Below are 15,307 nucleotides of genomic sequence, written 5' to 3'. Positions count from 1 at the left end.
CTGGGTTGCCTGCTAGCAGGGCGGTGTTGAAAAACGGCCAAAGGACACGGTAAGCAAATCGCCAAACGGCAGCGTAAACAGCATGTTACGACTGTTCACCGGCAATTTGATTAAGCAGTTGAGAATTTGATTCAGACTAGCATCTTGCAGCCAAGTTGATCGCTTTGGCGTCGCGGGAAATGCGTCTAAAAGCTAGGCGCGCTGGGCCTGCGCGGTATGCCCCAGCGCCACGAACACGGTGCGCACGATGCCGGCGCTGTCCAGCCCGGCATCGGCATACATCTTTTCCGGCTTGGCATGGTCGACGAAAGCGTCGGGCAGCACCAGTGGGCGCACCTTCAAGCCGCTCTCCAGCAGCCCTTCATGGGCCAGGAACTGCAGCACATGGCTGGCGAAGCCGCCGACCGCGCCCTCTTCCACCGTCACCAGTATCTCGTGCGAACGGGCCAGCCGCCGGATCAGATCCTCGTCGAGCGGCTTGGCAAAACGGGCATCGGCGACCGTGGTCGAAAGCCCTGCCGCGCCAAGCTCCTCGGCCGCGGCCAGGCAATCCTGCAGCCTGGTGCCGAAGGAAAGCAGCGCAACCTTGGTGCCCTCCCTGACGATCCGGCCCTTGCCGATCTCCAACACCGAGCCGCGTTGCGGCATCTCGACACCAACGCCGTTACCGCGCGGGTAGCGGAAGGCGATCGGGCCGTCATCGTAGCTTGCAGCGGTGCGTACCATGTGGCGCAGTTCGGCCTCATCGGCCGCGGCCATGACGACGAAACCGGGCAGCGTCGCCAGGAAGGTCGTGTCGAAGGCGCCGCAATGGGTGGCACCATCGGCGCCGACGAAGCCGGCGCGGTCGATCGGAAAGCGCACCGGCAATTTCTGGATCGCCACGTCGTGAACGACCTGGTCGTAGGCGCGCTGCAGGAAGGTCGAGTAGATCGCCGCGAAAGGCTTGAAGCCTTCCGTGGCAAGACCGGCGGCGAAGGTCACCGCATGCTGCTCGGCAATGCCGACATCGAAGGTCCTCGCCGGAAACGCTTCGCCGAAGAGGTCAAGCCCGGTGCCGTTCGGCATGGCGGCGGTGATGGCGACGATGCGGTCGTCCTCTCGCGCCTCCTGGATCAGGCTTTCGGCAAACACCTTGGTGTAGCTCGGCGCATTGGCGGGCGCCTTGGCCTGGGCGCCGGTAATGACGTCGAATTTGTTGACGCCGTGATATTTGTCGGCGGCCGCCTCGGCCGGGGCATAGCCCTTGCCCTTCTGGGTCACGACGTGGATCAGCACCGGGCCGTCGGCATTGTCGCGGACGTTCTTCAGCACCGGGATCAGGTGCTCGAGGTTGTGACCGTCGATCGGGCCGATGTGGTAGAACCCCATTTCCTCGAACAGCGTGCCACCGGTGACGTAACCGCGCGCATGCTCGACCGCGCGCTTGATGGCGCGATCGGCGCGCTCGCCGAGATAGGACGTCAGCTTCTTGCCGAAATCGCGCAACCCAAGATAGGTCTTGCCTGAGGCGAGCCGCGCCAGATAGGCGCTCATCGCACCGGTCGGCGGAGCGATCGACATATCGTTGTCGTTCAAGATGACGATTAGCCGGGCATCGAGTGAGCCGGCATTGTTCATCGCCTCATAGGCCATGCCGGCCGACATGGCGCCGTCGCCGATGACGGCAATGACATTGTTGCAGCCATCGGACAGATCGCGCGCCATCGCCATGCCGAGGCCGGCTGAAATCGAGGTCGAGGAGTGGGCTGCGCCGAACGGATCGTATTCGCTCTCGACGCGACGGGTGAAGCCGGACAGGCCGCCCTCCTGCCGCAGCGTGCGGATGCGGTCGCGGCGGCCGGTCAGGATCTTGTGCGGATAGGCCTGGTGGCCGACGTCCCAGATCAGCCGGTCGTCGGGCGTGTTGAAGACGTAGTGCAGCGCGACGGTCAGTTCAACGACGCCAAGGCCGGCGCCGAGATGCCCGCCGGTGTGCGAGACGACGTCGATCAGCTCGGCGCGAAGCTCGGACGCCAGCTGCGGCAGGTCGCCTTCGGCAAGCGTGCGCAAATCGGCTGGGACGCGGACCTTGTCGAGAAGCGGCGTATCGGGCTTTGCGTTCACTGTTTGCGAGCCTGGTCAGATTTTCTGTTCATCGTGAAATATGCCGCTGGCCGGCGAATGTAAATGTGGCGGTAACGCGCATCAGCTTTCGGGCAGCGGGATGAACTCTTGCTCGTCTCCGGGAACGATATCGAAGCGGCCCGTCTTCCATTCTTCTTTCGCCTGCTCGATGCGTTCCTTTGAGGACGATACGAAATTCCACCAGATATAACGTTTCGAACCGAGCGAAGCGCCGCCAAACAGCATGAAATGGGCGCCGCCCTCCGATGAGACAACGATCTCATCGCCGGGCCGGAAAACCAGCAGCCGCTCGGCCGGAAAGCGGTCACCGGATATCGAAACCGCGCCTTCCAGCGTATAGATGGCGCGCTCCTCGGCTTCGGCCGGGATTTTCACGCTGGCACCCGGCGCCAGCCTGAGATCGACATAAAGCGTGTCCGAAGCGGTGGCGACCGGGGAGCGCAGCCCGGAAAACGCACCGATGACGATACGCCCGCTGACACCCTCTGCATCGATTTCGGGCAGGCGCAGAGCCGCCGTGTTTTCGAAGACCGGCGCGACCTCCTCCTTGCCGTCCGGCAGCGCCAGCCATGTCTGCAGGCCGGAAACCGACATCGGCGCGCCGCGCAGTTCTTCCGGTGTGCGCTCTGAATGGACGATGCCGCGGCCGGCCGTCATCAAATTCACGTCGCCAGGCTGGATCACCATCTCGGTGCCGAGTGAATCGCGGTGCCTGATCTTGCCGTCGAACAGGTAAGTCACCGTCGACAGGCCGATATGCGGATGCGGGCGCACGTCGAGCGCCTGGCCGGCCCGCAGAACGGCTGGACCCATGCGGTCGAAGAAGATGAAGGGTCCGACCAGCCGGCGCCTGGCCGTGGGCAAGGCGCGGCGAACCTGAAATCCGCCAATATCCTTGGCGTTCGGAATGACCATCAGCTCGATCTGATCGCTGGCGAAGGCATCGCCCATCTGCGGATCGTTTCCGGGAAAGAAGCTCACGCGGTCCCCTCAGGCGAAGCGAAGTGCAGATTTGGCCTTCGCCTTGGCCGCCACCTCTTCGCGATTGCGTGGATGCTGCGTCGTCCCGAGGCTGTCGAGCAATTCGCGCGCCGAGGCGGCAATGGCCTCGACGGCATGGTCGAACGCATGCTGGTTCTGTTTCGACGGCCGCGTCGTTCCGCTCAGCTTGCGGACAAACTGAAGTGCGGCATCGCGGACCTCGTCATTGGTTGCCGGCGGATCGAAATTGAACAGGGTTTTGATGTTTCTGCACATCGTTCGCAATCTCCTCTCGTCCTGGAGCCGTTTCAAACGGGATGAGTTTTATCCTCAATCATGATGTCCAAAGCCGGAAAGCACAATTGTTGTTCGAGGCCGCGCCTCAATCCGCGTCCAGCGGCTCTGTCCCCACCGGCTTGCCGTCGCGCGACAGCCTGATTTTCTCGACCTTGTCCTCGGCCGCTTTCAGCAGCCGGTCGCAATGCGCCTTCAGCGCCTCGCCGCGCTCATAAATGCGGATCGACTGGTCGAGCGGCACGTCGCCGCGCTCCAGATCGTCGACGATCCTCTCCAGCGCCTCGAGTGCCTGCTCGAAGCTCATCGCCTTGACGTCCTCGTTGGTCTCACCAGCCATCATCTATCCCTTCATCAGCCGCCCGACATGGGCGGCGACTGAAAATGCCAATCCCTGCAGATCGTAGCCGCCCTCGAGCAGACTGACGAGCCGGTTGCCGCTATGGCGTCCGGCGCGTTCGAGCAACTGGCCGGTTGCCCAGTCGAAATCATCCTCGGTCAGGTTGATCTCGGCCAGCGGATCGCGGTGGTGGGCGTCGAAGCCGGCGGAGATGATGATGAGGTCGGGCGCAAAATTGTCGAGCGCCGGCAGGACACGTGAGAGAAAGGCGTCGCGGAAACTGTCGCTGCCGCTCTGCGGCGCCAGCGGCGCGTTGACGATGTTGCCGGCGCCGGTCTCGCTCACGGCCCCGGTTCCCGGGTAGAGCGGCATCTGGTGTGTCGAGCAATAGAGCACCGACGGATCGTCCCAGAAGATGTCCTGCGTGCCGTTGCCGTGATGCACATCCCAGTCGACGACGGCGACGCGGTCGGCGCCATGGTTCTTCTGCGCGTAGCGTGCGGCGATCGCCGCGGTGTTGAACAGGCAAAAACCCATGGAGGTGGTCTTTTCGGCATGATGGCCGGGCGGCCGCGCGGCGACGAAGACGTTGTCGGCACGGCCGGTGAAGACGTCGTCGACAGCGGCGTTGGCAGCCCCGATCGCAGTCACGGCAGCCTTCCAGCTCTTTGGGCTGGCGGTGGTATCGGCGTCGATACGGGCGATGCCGGTGTCCGGTATCGCTGCGCGGACCCGTTCGACGAATTCGGGCGGATGTGCGTAGAGGATGGTTGCCTCGTCGCCTTCCGGCGCCTGGACGCGATCGAGCGTCGCGAAAGCCTCATCGTCAAGCACACGCTCTATGGCGCGCAAACGGTCCGGCCGCTCCGGATGACTGGGCGGGGTTATGTGCTCGAGGAAAATCGGGTGGGTGTAAAGTCTCGTAGCCATGCCCCGATATAGGCGCGCCTGTCCGCTTTGGCCATGTTTTCGCGCGCTGGTGACGCGATGTTCAACAGGGTTTAGGCAACCGGCGTCGGCTGAGCCCAGCGCGAGCCGCCTAGGATCGGCGAAAGAATGACCTCAGGCCGGTGATCGGTCAACCTCGGGCTGCATCGCGGACGGTCGGTCAGGCTGAGGCAGCTTGCCGGTGCGATTGAGCAGCCCTTCCAGAAGAACCTTGAACGCCTTCACTGCCTTCTTCGATGTCGCTTCGGGATCGTTCGAATTTGCGATCCACTGCGCCGCATGCAGCGAGGCGCCGCTGGCCAGCCTTGCCGCGGCTTCGGGATCGACGGCGCGAATTGTCCCCTCGTCGCTCAGTCTTTGCAGGCTCTCTGTCATCGAACGGATGCATGTGCTCTGGCTTGGCCATTGCGATGGATCGCCAAGCACCGCCGGCCCGTCGCGAAGCACGATACGCTGGATCTCCGGCTCCAGCGCCATCTCGATATAGGCGGTGCATTCGTCGACAAAGCCCTGCCAGAGATTGTCCGGCTTGGCCGAAACGACCTTCAGCCGGGCTGACATTTCGGCGTCGATCTCGGCGATGACCGCCTGGAGAAGGCCCTTCTTGTCGCCGAAGTGATGATAGAGCGCACCGCGCGTCAGCCCGGCCGATGCCGTGAAATCATCCATCGAGGCTTCGGCGTAGCCGAGCGTGCCGAAGGCCTGGCGCGCCGCCCCGATCAGCTTGGCGCGGGTTTCGGCAATCATCTCCTTGCGTGGTCTATGCATGCTCTGGCCCTATTAACATACGCCTCGTATGCCAATTGACATACGCGGCGTATGATTTATCTAAACTCATACGTTACGTATGTAATCGCCGAACCGTCCGTTGTCGAGGAGCCAGACGATGCAAAATCCCTATTCCCAGATCTTTCGCGCGCCCGGCGCCAAAGGCTTTGCCGCAGCCGGCTTCGTTGCCCGGCTGCCGATCGCCATGGCTCCGATCGGGATCGTCGCGATGCTGTCGCAGACCGATGGCGAATACTGGCTGGCCGGCGCCGTCTCCGCAACGTATGCGCTTGCCAACGCTTTCGTCGCCCCGCAGGTATCGCGACTGGTGGATCGTCTCGGCCAGACGCGGATTGTGGTGCCGACTACCGTGATTTCCACGCTCGCTTTCGCGATCCTGATTGCGGCGGCCAATCAGCATTGGCCGATATGGACGCTATTCGTCTCGGCGCTGCTCGCCGCCGTCATGCCCAGTATCCCGGCAATGGTGCGCGCACGCTGGACGGAGATTTTTCGCAACCGCCCCGAACTGAACACGGCGTTCGCCTTCGAATCGGCGGCGGACGAGCTGGTCTACATCGCCGGCGCATCGCTGTCGGTCGGACTGAGTGTCGCGCTTTTCCCGGAGGCGGGAGTGCTCGCGAGCACATTGTTCCTCGCCTTCGGTTCGACGGCCTTCATCCTGCAGCGCTCGACCGAGCCGCGAGCCCGACCGGTGGAACACGGTTCGGGCGGCTCGGCAATCCGCCTGCGGCCGGTCCAGATCATCACCTTGGCCCTGATCTTCATCGGCGCGACCTTCGCCACCACCGAGGTGAGCACCGTGGCGATCACCAAGGAGCTTGGCCAGCCGGGCGCCGCCAGCTTCGTCATCGGCGTCTACGCGCTCGGATCGTTCGTGGTCGGCATCATCGTCGGCGCCCTGAACCTGAAAATGCCGCTGCAAGTCCAGCTTGCCATCGCAATCGCCATCATTGCGCTTACCACGCTGCCGCTGCTCGTCGCCGACACTGTGCCGCTGCTGGCACTGGCCGTCTTCGTCAGCGGCGTGGCGATCTCGCCGACCTTCATCACGGCATTCGGCCTGATCGAGCGGCGCGTGCCCGAGGCGATGCTGACCGAAGGCGTGACCTGGGTGATGACCGGCATCGGCATCGGCATGGCGCTCGGCTCGTTCGCCGCCGGCTGGGTGGTGGACGCTTTCGGCGCGCAGAACGGGTTCTGGGTATCGGTGGCATCGGGCACAATCGCGCTGGTCATCGTGCTCGCCGGCCAGCGCAGTCTGGCCATCCACACATGCGAGCTGGACGGATGCAACGCAGCCGCCGTTCCCGCGGAATAGCCGCACACGCGTCCGGTCCAGCTCACGGACCGGACGCAGTTCTCTTTGAAGAAGCCCGGCTTTTTAGGACTGTTCAAGCCGGTTGCGAATCTCGTCCCCGTCAAGAACGACAATAGGAGTCCCCAATGCCTCGACCATATCCGGGTTCAGATGGGGTATGGTTTCAGCGCGCCCAACCATTGGCGGGCACTCTCCAGCGCAATAAACGGCAGAATTGGTGACACGCAGAATCTCCCACAACACTTTGTAGAGACGCGGATCATTTGGCGGCCGCGCGACGGTGAAGCCGGAACAGCGCGACGCATCATCAGGATCAAGGTTGAGATAGAGGTCGGCTTGAGCAAGGGTCGGCGAGACCTCGTAGGTGACGACCCAGCATGAGAATTCAGGCTCACGCCTGGTGATGAACGGCGCGAAGGCGTCGTCTACGATCGATGTGGGGAAATAGCTCTGCTCCCCATCCTTAAAACAGCCGAGATATGCCTCGAAGCTCATCTCAATTGCCTCCAGTAGGCTAAAGAATCTCGGTCTTGGCGATGTGGATGCCAAAACCTTCGAGGCCGACATAATGGCGCTCGCGCGAGGCGATAAGATTGATCGAGGAAATGCCGAGATCCTTGAGAATTTGCGCGCCGAGGCCGATCTCGCGCCATTCGTTTTCGCGGCGGCGCGCCTCTTCATGATCTTCGCGGTCGCCGGCAGCCGGCCGCTTGCGCTCCTGATGGGCGACGCCGACCGAGCCTTCGCGCAGATAGACGATGACGCCGCGCTGGCGCTCGCCCATCGCCTTCATGATGGCGTCCAGCCTGTGGCTGGTGCCGAAGACGTCACTGACCACGTCCTCGGAATGAAGGCGCACCGGCACCTCGACGCCGTCGCGGATGTCGCCGAAGACGACCGCCACGTGATGCATGGAATCCCAAGGCAGCGTGTAGGTGAAGACCTGTGCCTTGCCGCCGGGCGTCTCGATGTCGGAACAGGCGACACGTTCGACCAGCGTTTCTTTGCGTTGCCGGTAGGCGATGAGGTCGGCAACCGAGATCTGCTTCAACCCGTGCTTTTCGGCGAAGGCCTGCACCTGCGGGCCGCGCATGACAGTGCCGTCATCATTGACCAGCTCGGAAATGACGCCGACCGGCGGCAGGCCGGCGAGCTTGCAGAGGTCGACCGCGGCTTCGGTATGGCCCGAACGCATAAGCACGCCGCCTTCGCGCGCGATCAGCGGAAAGATGTGGCCGGGGCGCACGAAATCGGACGCGCCGACATTGCCGTTGGCGAGATTGCGCACCGTCAGCGTGCGGTCATCCGCCGAAATGCCGGTCGTGGTGCCGTGCTTGAAGTCGACGCTGACGGTAAAGGCAGTGGTGTGGGCAGAATCATTGTCGGCCACCATCGGCGACAGGTTGAGCCGCTTGGCTTCCTCGCGCGGCATCGGCGTGCAGACGATGCCTGACGTGTTGCGCACGATGAACGCCATCTTTTCCGGCGTGCAATGGACGGCGGCGACGATCAGGTCACCCTCGTTCTCGCGCCCGTCATCGTCCATGACGACGACGATCTCGCCGCGCTCGAAGGCGCGCAGGGCTTCAACGATCTTCTTCTGGTCGTAAGGCATAAGTGCTCGCTTCGCTCGCAGGGAATAGGGGAGTAGGGCAGTACGGCAGTAGGGGAAAGGAAAAAATTGGCTGCTTGGCGTGCACCAACATACTGCCCTACTGCCCTACTGCCCTACCTGTCTGTCCCCGATGCCGCAGATAATGATCGGCAATGGCGCAGGCAACCATCGCCTCGCCGATCGGCACGGCGCGGATGCCGACGCATGGATCGTGCCGGCCCTTGGTCATGATCTCAACATCGTTGCCGTCCTTGTCGATCGACTTTCGCGGCGTCAAGATCGACGAGGTCGGCTTGACGGCGAAACGCGCGACGATCGCTTGGCCGGTCGAGATGCCGCCGAGGATGCCGCCGGCATTGTTGGACAGGAAGACCGGCTTGCCGTCATTGCCCATGCGCATCTCATCCGCATTCTCCTCGCCGGTGATGCGGGCGGCCTCGAAACCGTTGCCGATCTCGACGCCCTTGACGGCGTTGATCGACATCAGGCCGGCGGCGATGTCCTGGTCGAGCTTGGCATAGATCGGCGCGCCAAGCCCCGCCGGAACGCCGTCGGCGACGATCTCGATGACCGCACCGACCGAGGAGCCCGCCTTGCGGATGCCGTCCAGATATTTGGTGAAAACGGCGACCGACGCCGGATCGGGAGTGAAGAACGGGTTTTCGGCGTCGCCGACAAAATTCCAGTTCCAATTGGCGCGATCGATCGATTTTTCGCCCATCGACACCAGCGCGCCGCGCACCACCACGCCTGGCACGACCTTGCGGGCAAGCGCCCCGGCCGCCACCCGCGCCGCAGTCTCACGCGCCGAGGAGCGACCGCCGCCGCGGTAATCGCGCAGTCCGTATTTGACCTCGTAAGTGTAGTCGGCATGGCCCGGCCGGAACTGGCGGGCGATGTCGCCATAGTCCTTGGAGCGCTGGTCGACATTCTCGATCAGCATCGACACCGGCGTGCCGGTGGTGATCATCGTCTCGCCGTCCTCATGGAGAATGAAGCCGGACAGGACCTTGACCTCATCCGGTTCGCGACGCTGCGTCACAAAACGTGACTGGCCGGGGCGGCGCTTGTCCAGCTCGGCCTGTATCTCGTCGCGAGTGAAGCGGATGCCTGGCGGACAGCCGTCGACGACGCAGCCCAGCGCCGGCCCGTGGCTTTCGCCCCAGGTGGTGACGCGGAAAAGATGGCCGAACGTGTTGTGCGACATGGAACCAGCCCTGCCGGCGGCGGAGCCGGCCTAGCGCATGACCTCGAAAATCGGAGCGATTTTCGGAAACGATCATGCACAAAATCAAAAGTGCTATAGCGTCCTTTGCGCGTCCAGGGGGACGCGCGGCGCTGTAGCTTGCCTTCTATTGGCGTTTTCCACAGTGGTCAAACTGTGATCCGGCGGATTTAGTTTTGACACATTCGATTGGTTTCTGCTCAGTTCCGTTCCGTTGGACCGAGCCGCCGTACCGGCAATGATTAAAGAGGACGATGATGCGTATCCTGATTGGCGCTGTTGCCGCCACGCTGTTGATTTCCACCGCCGCCTTCGCCGGCCAGACCGAAGGCCTGATCAAGAAGGTCGACAAGGATGCGCTGACGCTGACGCTTGACGACGGCAAGTCCTACAAGCTGAACGCCGAAACCGACCTCGATGCACTGAAGCCAGGCATGGACATCGTCCTCGCCTACGACGTGACGAATGGCGAGAACGTCGTCACCGACATGGAACTGCCGGACACCGGATCGACCGAATAGGGCACGTCGATATTCAGCTGATGCCGGCCTGATCTGATCTCAACATACGCTACGTCATCGGTTTCAAAGCCACTCCAGGCGCCGGCCGTCCAGCCTGAGCACGCGATCCTGCGGCACTTCCATGCTGACCGCATCTTGTTCGGACATCCCCACCACCAAGCGGAACAGCGCGCGCATGACGCCACCATGGGTCACGCAGACCGTCTGGCGATCGAGCGCGTCGAACCACGGCTTCACCCGTTCGAGCAGCATCTGGTAGCTTTCGGCGCCCTCGCCGGGCGGCTGGAAATTCCATTTATCGAGGCGGCGTCGCCTGGTCGAACCGGGATTGTTCGCCTCGAGTTCGGCAAAGGTGAAACCCTGCCAGTCGCCAAAGCTCAATTCTACGAGTAGCGGCTCGGTACGATAGGCGTGCGGATCGAGCTTCATCGCCGCGCGCAGACGCTCCATAGTCTCGCGCGTGCGCCGCATCGGGCTGGCGACAAAGTCGAAATCCTGGGGGTTGTGGACGAATTCGGCCAGCCGGTGCCCGTTGCGGGTCGCCTGCTCGCGGCCAAGCTCGTTGAGGTCGGTATCGGCCTGCCCCTGCAGCCGGGCCTCGGCGTTCCACGCCGTCTGGCCGTGGCGCACGATATAGACGAGCGGGTACATCAGGTCTTCCGGAAGAGGTCAGGCGGTGGCGTCAGTCTTTGACGGTCGAAATATCCGGCGCGTCGACCGCCTTCATGCCGACGACATGATAGCCGGAATCGACGTGATGGATCTCGCCGGTGACGCCGCGCGAAAGGTCGGACAGGAAATAGACGCCGGAATCGCCGACCTCCTCCTGCGTGACCGTCTGCTTCAGAGGTGAATTGTATTCGTTCCACTTCAGGATATAGCGGAAATCGCCGATGCCGGATGCGGCAAGCGTTTTGATCGGGCCGGCGGAGATGGCGTTGACGCGGATCTTCTTGGCGCCGAGATCGACGGCCAGATAGCGCACGCTGGCCTCGAGTGCCGCCTTGGCAACACCCATGACGTTGTAGTGCGGCATCACCTTTTCCGCACCGTAATAGGTCAGCGTCAGCAGCGAGCCGCCATCGGTCATCAGCGCCTCGGCGCGTTTGGCGATGGTGGTGAAGGAATAGACCGAAATATCCATGGTGCGCAGGAAATTGTCGCGCGTCGTCTCGACATAGCGGCCGGTCAGCTCGTCCTTGTCGGAAAAGGCGATGGCGTGCACGAGGAAATCGAGCTTGCCCCAATGGCTGGCGATGTCGGCGAACACCGCATCGAGGCTGGCCGGGTCGGTCACATCACAATGGCCCGCGACATGCGCGCCCAGTTCCGCCGCAAGCGGCTCGACGCGTTTCTTGAACGCCTCGCCCTGATAGGTCAGCGCGATCTCGGCGCCGTGATCGACACAGGCCTTGGCGATGCCGTAAGCGATCGAGCGATTGTTGGCGATGCCAAGGATAAGGCCGCGCTTGCCGGCCATAAGGCCCCGTCCACCCGCCATGTCAGCGCTCTCCGCAAGGTTCTCTACTTTGTGGAGTGCCTATCGCACAGCCACAGTGCCCCTTCAAGCGTTCAAAGCGGACAGTTCGGGGGACAAAGCCGTTGGTCTACAGAGCCGCGCATGCTTTGGACGCGCAAAGGACGCTGTAGCGCTTCGACCATGCGGTCGTGGGCCCAGTGGAAGAATTCGAACTTGGCGTCGGTGTGGAATGGCGGAAGATGCGCTGGGGGCCGGCATTCGAAACCCTTCACAAATAGCCGTCATTCCGGAAGCTTCTTAGAAGCGGCCACTTAAGATTAGGAGTCGCCTATTGCAGTTCGATGCGTCCCGTGGCCGACGAAAACGCGGATAAGAAGCTAAACCGCGCTGGAGATCACATCGAAGCCAGTCGAACCTCCGCCTGGACAACGGCTCCCGACAAACAGTCCACGCACCGCCGGTATCCCGGCAGCGCCTGGGAATATTTTAGCCATTGCTCGGTCAGGAAGACGCAGGTGTTCCGTCAGCACGCCCTTTATGATCGATCGTACGTCCGTCGTAGCAGCCAAGTCTGTTCCGCCATGAAGCGTATTTCGAGCAAGACCGGGCCAGCGATTGCCTACTCGCCCGCCGGCAACGGCGCCACCCATTAGCAAGGTGACACTCGCGACGCCGTGATCAGTGCCGCCGTCGGTGTTGGGCACCACGGAACGGCCGAACTCCGTGACCACCAGCACCGCCGTCCTGTTCCAGGCAGGCCCGGACGCTTGGGCAAATGCAATGAGACCTCGCGCCAGCCCATTCAAACTCCGCGCCAGCCTTCCGAAGTCCGCTCCCTGCGCCACATGCGTGTCGAAGCCGGCCACCTCGAGCATCGCGATCCGCGGTCCGCCGGTAGCTGAGAGGGCAAGCGCCGCGCTCCTGGCCGCGTCGCCGAAGCGAACCGCGTCGCATGCGGCATGTTGTTCCAGCAGGCTTTCGCTGCCGTTTCCGCCGGACGGCCAAGTGCCCTCGGCGCAGAGGCGGACGAGGTCGAGCCGAGGATTGGCCAGCGCAAGATCAGCCAGCATGTCCATCGATCGATCGGCCGGTCTGGCCCGCCACACCGCCTTCTGCCGGCGCGACAGTACAGACGAAGCCCGGTCGAGCCATCCGGCGCTGTCGCCGTCGATATCGCCGTCGAACAGCGCCGCCTGGGCGGCCGCGTGGGACCGGCCCGCATCTGGAATGGCGGTCGCGGGCACGATGAGCAACTCGCCGCACGAGTAGTGCGGCAGGAGGGGCCTGAGCGCCGGATGAAGCGCGAAGAGCCCGTCGAGCTTGAGCATCTCGGCGACGCCGGAGTTCGGGAAAGGCACGAGGGGCCCGCGCGCCGAGGCAAAATGCGGATCGCCGTAGGGCGGCACGGCAGCTAATGCATCTAGTCCGCCACGCACGTGGACGAGCAGAAGGCGAGGATCTTCGTCCACAAGCGAGGCACTGGCGAGACGCACGCTACCGAACGCGGACGCCAAGGCCAAACCTTGCAGCGCTGCCCTTCGGGTCAGTTGCATTTAGGCTCGTCCGAACTTGGGTTCACCGGCGTACCCGCGGTCATATACCCTAGCAGATCCGTATTCGGGATAAGACTTCCCGTTGTCAGAGCCTTGTTAGTCGGCTGCGCATTGCGAACCAAAAGGCCGGCAAGTGCCGGGGCTGCGAAAGATGTGCCCGAACAGATGTTCCTCCGGAGCTTGCCGCTCTTTCGGCTCTTCCACAGTGACAGGACATTGACGCCCGGTTCAGCATAGGACGCGCCGAATGCCCCCCTGCGCCATAGCGTGTCGCACCAGGCGTTGCTGATGCCTTGGCATTTCCCAGGAGTTGCCACCTGAATATATTCGCTGTTGGAAGCCGACGCGCTGTATATCGCTCCCACCTTGTTTCCTGTCGTCACAGGCGAAAAATAAGTCGCCGCATTGGCCGGGAAATAAGACTGTACCCAAGGACCCTCTTCGTCTTCCCGGGGGTTGCCCGCAGCTATCACAACGCGCACCTGACGGTCGGCGATCTGATAAAGAAGGGCGTCGAGAAACTTAAGATCTTGCAACGTGCTTCCGCGTCTGGTGCTCTCCAGATATAATGCACCCCAACTCACGTTCAGAATATCCCCGGCGACCGCGTTGTCCCGAACATAGCGAAGCGCGAGAAGAGGCGGGCCGAAAATTTCGGTCTTCAGCTTACTGAAGGCCTTTACGATCTTGAGCGGGGCGTCGGGGCTGACACCAACCAGACCTATATACTGGTCGCCCTGCTTGACACGCTTTCCGCCGATAACTGCTGCCACCATCGTCCCGTGCCCTACCGTGTCGTCGAGGCTCGACACGGTCTGGCATGGGCTGCTCGTGCAATCGATGGCTTCCTGAACCTTGAGGAGCCCGGCGGTGACAACGTTCCAATCCACTCCGCTGTCGATGATCCATACGGTGGGCGATCCTGAAGCCACCGGCTGTGGTGACCCGACGACCCTGCAGACGCTGGGAGGGACAACGTCCGCAGTCGGCGAGATGCCCAGGAGTTCCGGCCCCTCGCAGCTGGCACCATCGAACAGGTTCACCACGAAAGGATCCGGCTCCTCATATCCCCTGGAGCGCAGCTCTTCGATCTCGCTCTCGGAAAAGGTCCCCGTCACGATGCTGATACCGATATCCGGCATATCCACCGCTTCCAGCTTGCCCTTGCCTGCGATGAACTTGTTCAGCGCGCCGATATCCTTGCGTAACTCCGCCGCCCTGGCGATGTCGACGATGAAAGTCCTTTCGATGTCACCGCTGTCGGTTAGGCCCTCCTCGCTTGACGCTTCCGGTCTCACTGTTCCGACAACGGCGAGGAGACAGCCGAGCAACAGCACACGAAGTTGAGCAAGTATCATTCGTACACCCTCCGGCTGTCGTTACTGATACCGCGAGGATCAGAATGCTCCCAATACGGCTTTCTGTCCATGAAAACATCGAGTCGATGGGAGCATGCCGCCTGCGCATTGCTTGCGACAGATGCAAAATGCGTTTAGGCTATTTGCATTGACCTCGGAGGGGAGCCTCGGCGATGCCCAGGGCAGAATTGAAGCCAGGTCGGCAAGTCCAAGAGATCGGCGCAGCGATCGTAGGGGCCTGGCTCAAGCTTTTGCCGGCCTCATCACGTATCTTGTCCATGGATTCAACAGATCCCCTAACAATTACCATTGATCGGCAGATTTTCGCCGTCGGTGATACTATCAGACTTCGGCCGGAAGCAGGCCGTGCCATCGGCAACATCAGGATCCGGACCGCCGCCGCCGGAACAGCGCCACATTCGCAGACACTGACGATAGAAGATCTAAATGGGCAGCCCATAAAATACGAGGATGACCCTCTCGACGGGGGCGACGCGATCCCGGATGCTGTCGCCTATGCGGACCTGAAGCGTGATCTCAAGATCGTGCTGGAAGACATCGTGGAAACGGGAGTGTCTGTCGAAGTTCACGTGGACGAACCGAACTTGATCAATGTGGTGGTGCCCCAGGTGCCGAGGGGGGTCCTGACCCGCGGCGATCTGATCGATTATCTCCACGACTATCACAAATATGCCCAGGGCAGGCACTACCATGACGAGCTAGCCACGGCCGTGCTCTTCGGCTGCAGATAGTCG

16 protein-coding genes are annotated in these 15,307 nt (G+C 62.4%); 3 read left to right on the top strand and 13 right to left on the bottom strand.

All coding sequences use genetic code 11. The features are described from left to right. Nucleotides 1-192: 192 nt before the first annotated feature. From dxs to NKJ40_RS00150, 6 genes are all read right to left on the bottom strand, one after another. Nucleotides 193-2,106, bottom strand: coding sequence for a 1-deoxy-D-xylulose-5-phosphate synthase (gene dxs / locus NKJ40_RS00175; RefSeq protein ID WP_352463882.1), 1,914 nt, complete (start codon nucleotides 2,104-2,106; stop codon nucleotides 193-195). Nucleotides 2,107-2,187: 81 nt separating this feature from the next. After that, nucleotides 2,188-3,108 carry a pirin family protein gene (locus NKJ40_RS00170; protein WP_352463881.1) on the bottom strand — a complete coding sequence of 307 codons (921 nt, stop codon included), beginning with the start codon at nucleotides 3,106-3,108 and terminating at the stop codon, nucleotides 2,188-2,190. A gap of 9 nt (nucleotides 3,109-3,117) precedes the next feature. Continuing rightward, nucleotides 3,118-3,384, bottom strand: coding sequence for a DUF2277 domain-containing protein (locus NKJ40_RS00165; RefSeq protein WP_352463880.1), 267 nt, complete (start codon nucleotides 3,382-3,384; stop codon nucleotides 3,118-3,120). Nucleotides 3,385-3,490: 106 nt separating this feature from the next. After that, nucleotides 3,491-3,742, bottom strand: coding sequence for an exodeoxyribonuclease VII small subunit (locus NKJ40_RS00160; RefSeq protein ID WP_031211056.1), 252 nt, complete (start codon nucleotides 3,740-3,742; stop codon nucleotides 3,491-3,493). 3 nt (nucleotides 3,743-3,745) lie between these two features. Then, the gene (locus NKJ40_RS00155) at nucleotides 3,746-4,672 is read right to left on the bottom strand and encodes a histone deacetylase family protein (RefSeq protein WP_352463879.1); all 927 of its coding nucleotides are present in this window, start codon (nucleotides 4,670-4,672) and stop codon (nucleotides 3,746-3,748) included. 132 nt (nucleotides 4,673-4,804) lie between these two features. Continuing rightward, nucleotides 4,805-5,458, bottom strand: a complete 654-nt coding sequence (locus tag NKJ40_RS00150; RefSeq protein ID WP_352463878.1) for a TetR/AcrR family transcriptional regulator — start codon at nucleotides 5,456-5,458, stop codon at nucleotides 4,805-4,807. Between the two features lie 118 nt (nucleotides 5,459-5,576). Here NKJ40_RS00150 and NKJ40_RS00145 point away from each other — a divergent pair, with 118 nt between their 5' ends. Beyond that, nucleotides 5,577-6,800, top strand: coding sequence for an MFS transporter (locus NKJ40_RS00145; RefSeq protein WP_352463877.1), 1,224 nt, complete (start codon nucleotides 5,577-5,579; stop codon nucleotides 6,798-6,800). Nucleotides 6,801-6,863: 63 nt separating this feature from the next. On the opposite strand, the gene NKJ40_RS00140 is transcribed toward NKJ40_RS00145, so the two are convergent. The 3 genes from NKJ40_RS00140 to aroC all read right to left on the bottom strand — a co-directional run bounded on the left by NKJ40_RS00140 (nucleotide 6,864) and on the right by aroC (nucleotide 9,622). Further along, nucleotides 6,864-7,295, bottom strand: a complete 432-nt coding sequence (locus NKJ40_RS00140; protein WP_352463876.1) for a hypothetical protein — start codon at nucleotides 7,293-7,295, stop codon at nucleotides 6,864-6,866. Between the two features lie 19 nt (nucleotides 7,296-7,314). Further along, a complete protein-coding gene (gene ribB / locus NKJ40_RS00135) occupies nucleotides 7,315-8,415 on the bottom strand; it encodes a 3,4-dihydroxy-2-butanone-4-phosphate synthase (protein ID WP_023674113.1) in 1,101 nt (366 codons plus the stop codon). 97 nt (nucleotides 8,416-8,512) lie between these two features. Beyond that, nucleotides 8,513-9,622 (bottom strand): chorismate synthase, encoded by a 1,110-nt coding sequence (gene aroC / locus NKJ40_RS00130; protein WP_352463875.1) that lies wholly within the window; start codon nucleotides 9,620-9,622, stop codon nucleotides 8,513-8,515. A 275-nt stretch (nucleotides 9,623-9,897) separates the two neighbouring features. Between aroC and NKJ40_RS00125 the strand changes: the two genes are divergently transcribed. Continuing rightward, on the top strand, nucleotides 9,898-10,161 hold the full coding sequence (locus tag NKJ40_RS00125) for a DUF1344 domain-containing protein (RefSeq protein WP_023716902.1): 264 nt from the start codon (nucleotides 9,898-9,900) through the stop codon (nucleotides 10,159-10,161). Between the two features lie 63 nt (nucleotides 10,162-10,224). Here the strand turns inward: NKJ40_RS00125 and NKJ40_RS00120 are convergent, their stop codons facing one another. The 4 genes from NKJ40_RS00120 to NKJ40_RS00105 all read right to left on the bottom strand — a co-directional run bounded on the left by NKJ40_RS00120 (nucleotide 10,225) and on the right by NKJ40_RS00105 (nucleotide 14,552). Continuing rightward, a complete protein-coding gene (locus tag NKJ40_RS00120) occupies nucleotides 10,225-10,812 on the bottom strand; it encodes a histidine phosphatase family protein (RefSeq protein WP_352463874.1) in 588 nt (195 codons plus the stop codon). A gap of 31 nt (nucleotides 10,813-10,843) precedes the next feature. Beyond that, entirely contained in the window at nucleotides 10,844-11,662 is an 819-nt protein-coding gene (gene fabI / locus NKJ40_RS00115; RefSeq protein ID WP_031211054.1) for an enoyl-ACP reductase FabI, read from the bottom strand. 356 nt (nucleotides 11,663-12,018) lie between these two features. Further along, on the bottom strand, nucleotides 12,019-13,194 hold the full coding sequence (locus NKJ40_RS00110) for a DUF1501 domain-containing protein (protein WP_352463873.1): 1,176 nt from the start codon (nucleotides 13,192-13,194) through the stop codon (nucleotides 12,019-12,021). Continuing rightward, nucleotides 13,185-14,552: a S8 family serine peptidase gene (locus tag NKJ40_RS00105; RefSeq protein ID WP_352463872.1), complete on the bottom strand. Its 1,368-nt coding sequence runs from the start codon at nucleotides 14,550-14,552 to the stop codon at nucleotides 13,185-13,187. Before NKJ40_RS00105 ends, NKJ40_RS00110 begins: the two co-directional genes overlap by 10 nt. A 173-nt stretch (nucleotides 14,553-14,725) precedes the next feature. On the opposite strand from NKJ40_RS00105, the gene NKJ40_RS00100 reads away from it, so the two are divergent. Beyond that, nucleotides 14,726-15,304 carry a hypothetical protein gene (locus tag NKJ40_RS00100; RefSeq protein ID WP_352463871.1) on the top strand — a complete coding sequence of 193 codons (579 nt, stop codon included), beginning with the start codon at nucleotides 14,726-14,728 and terminating at the stop codon, nucleotides 15,302-15,304. Nucleotides 15,305-15,307: the final 3 nt, after the last annotated feature.

The sequence above is a fragment of the Mesorhizobium sp. M0119 genome, from assembly GCF_040322615.1.
Taxonomy (GTDB): Bacteria; Pseudomonadota; Alphaproteobacteria; order Rhizobiales; family Rhizobiaceae; genus Mesorhizobium.
Note: the sequence above shows the minus strand (reverse complement) of the source record. Positions and strands in the feature narration are given on the sequence as shown.

What these genes read in the sequence shown, in the direction of transcription:
- NKJ40_RS00125 (WP_023716902.1), top strand. Translation starts at nt 9,898, where the DNA reads ATGCGTATCCTGATTGGCGCTGTTGCCGCCACGCTGTTGATTTCCACC.
- NKJ40_RS00145 (WP_352463877.1), top strand. Translation starts at nt 5,577, where the DNA reads ATGCAAAATCCCTATTCCCAGATCTTTCGCGCGCCCGGCGCCAAAGGC.
- NKJ40_RS00100 (WP_352463871.1), top strand. Translation starts at nt 14,726, where the DNA reads ATGCCCAGGGCAGAATTGAAGCCAGGTCGGCAAGTCCAAGAGATCGGC.
- NKJ40_RS00120 (WP_352463874.1), bottom strand. Translation starts at nt 10,812, where the DNA reads ATGTACCCGCTCGTCTATATCGTGCGCCACGGCCAGACGGCGTGGAAC.
- NKJ40_RS00165 (WP_352463880.1), bottom strand. Translation starts at nt 3,384, where the DNA reads ATGTGCAGAAACATCAAAACCCTGTTCAATTTCGATCCGCCGGCAACC.
- NKJ40_RS00140 (WP_352463876.1), bottom strand. Translation starts at nt 7,295, where the DNA reads ATGAGCTTCGAGGCATATCTCGGCTGTTTTAAGGATGGGGAGCAGAGC.
- NKJ40_RS00160 (WP_031211056.1), bottom strand. Translation starts at nt 3,742, where the DNA reads ATGGCTGGTGAGACCAACGAGGACGTCAAGGCGATGAGCTTCGAGCAG.
- NKJ40_RS00105 (WP_352463872.1), bottom strand. Translation starts at nt 14,552, where the DNA reads ATGATACTTGCTCAACTTCGTGTGCTGTTGCTCGGCTGTCTCCTCGCC.
- ribB (WP_023674113.1), bottom strand. Translation starts at nt 8,415, where the DNA reads ATGCCTTACGACCAGAAGAAGATCGTTGAAGCCCTGCGCGCCTTCGAG.
- fabI (WP_031211054.1), bottom strand. Translation starts at nt 11,662, where the DNA reads ATGGCGGGTGGACGGGGCCTTATGGCCGGCAAGCGCGGCCTTATCCTT.
- NKJ40_RS00150 (WP_352463878.1), bottom strand. Translation starts at nt 5,458, where the DNA reads ATGCATAGACCACGCAAGGAGATGATTGCCGAAACCCGCGCCAAGCTG.
- NKJ40_RS00110 (WP_352463873.1), bottom strand. Translation starts at nt 13,194, where the DNA reads ATGCAACTGACCCGAAGGGCAGCGCTGCAAGGTTTGGCCTTGGCGTCC.
- NKJ40_RS00155 (WP_352463879.1), bottom strand. Translation starts at nt 4,672, where the DNA reads ATGGCTACGAGACTTTACACCCACCCGATTTTCCTCGAGCACATAACC.
- aroC (WP_352463875.1), bottom strand. Translation starts at nt 9,622, where the DNA reads ATGTCGCACAACACGTTCGGCCATCTTTTCCGCGTCACCACCTGGGGC.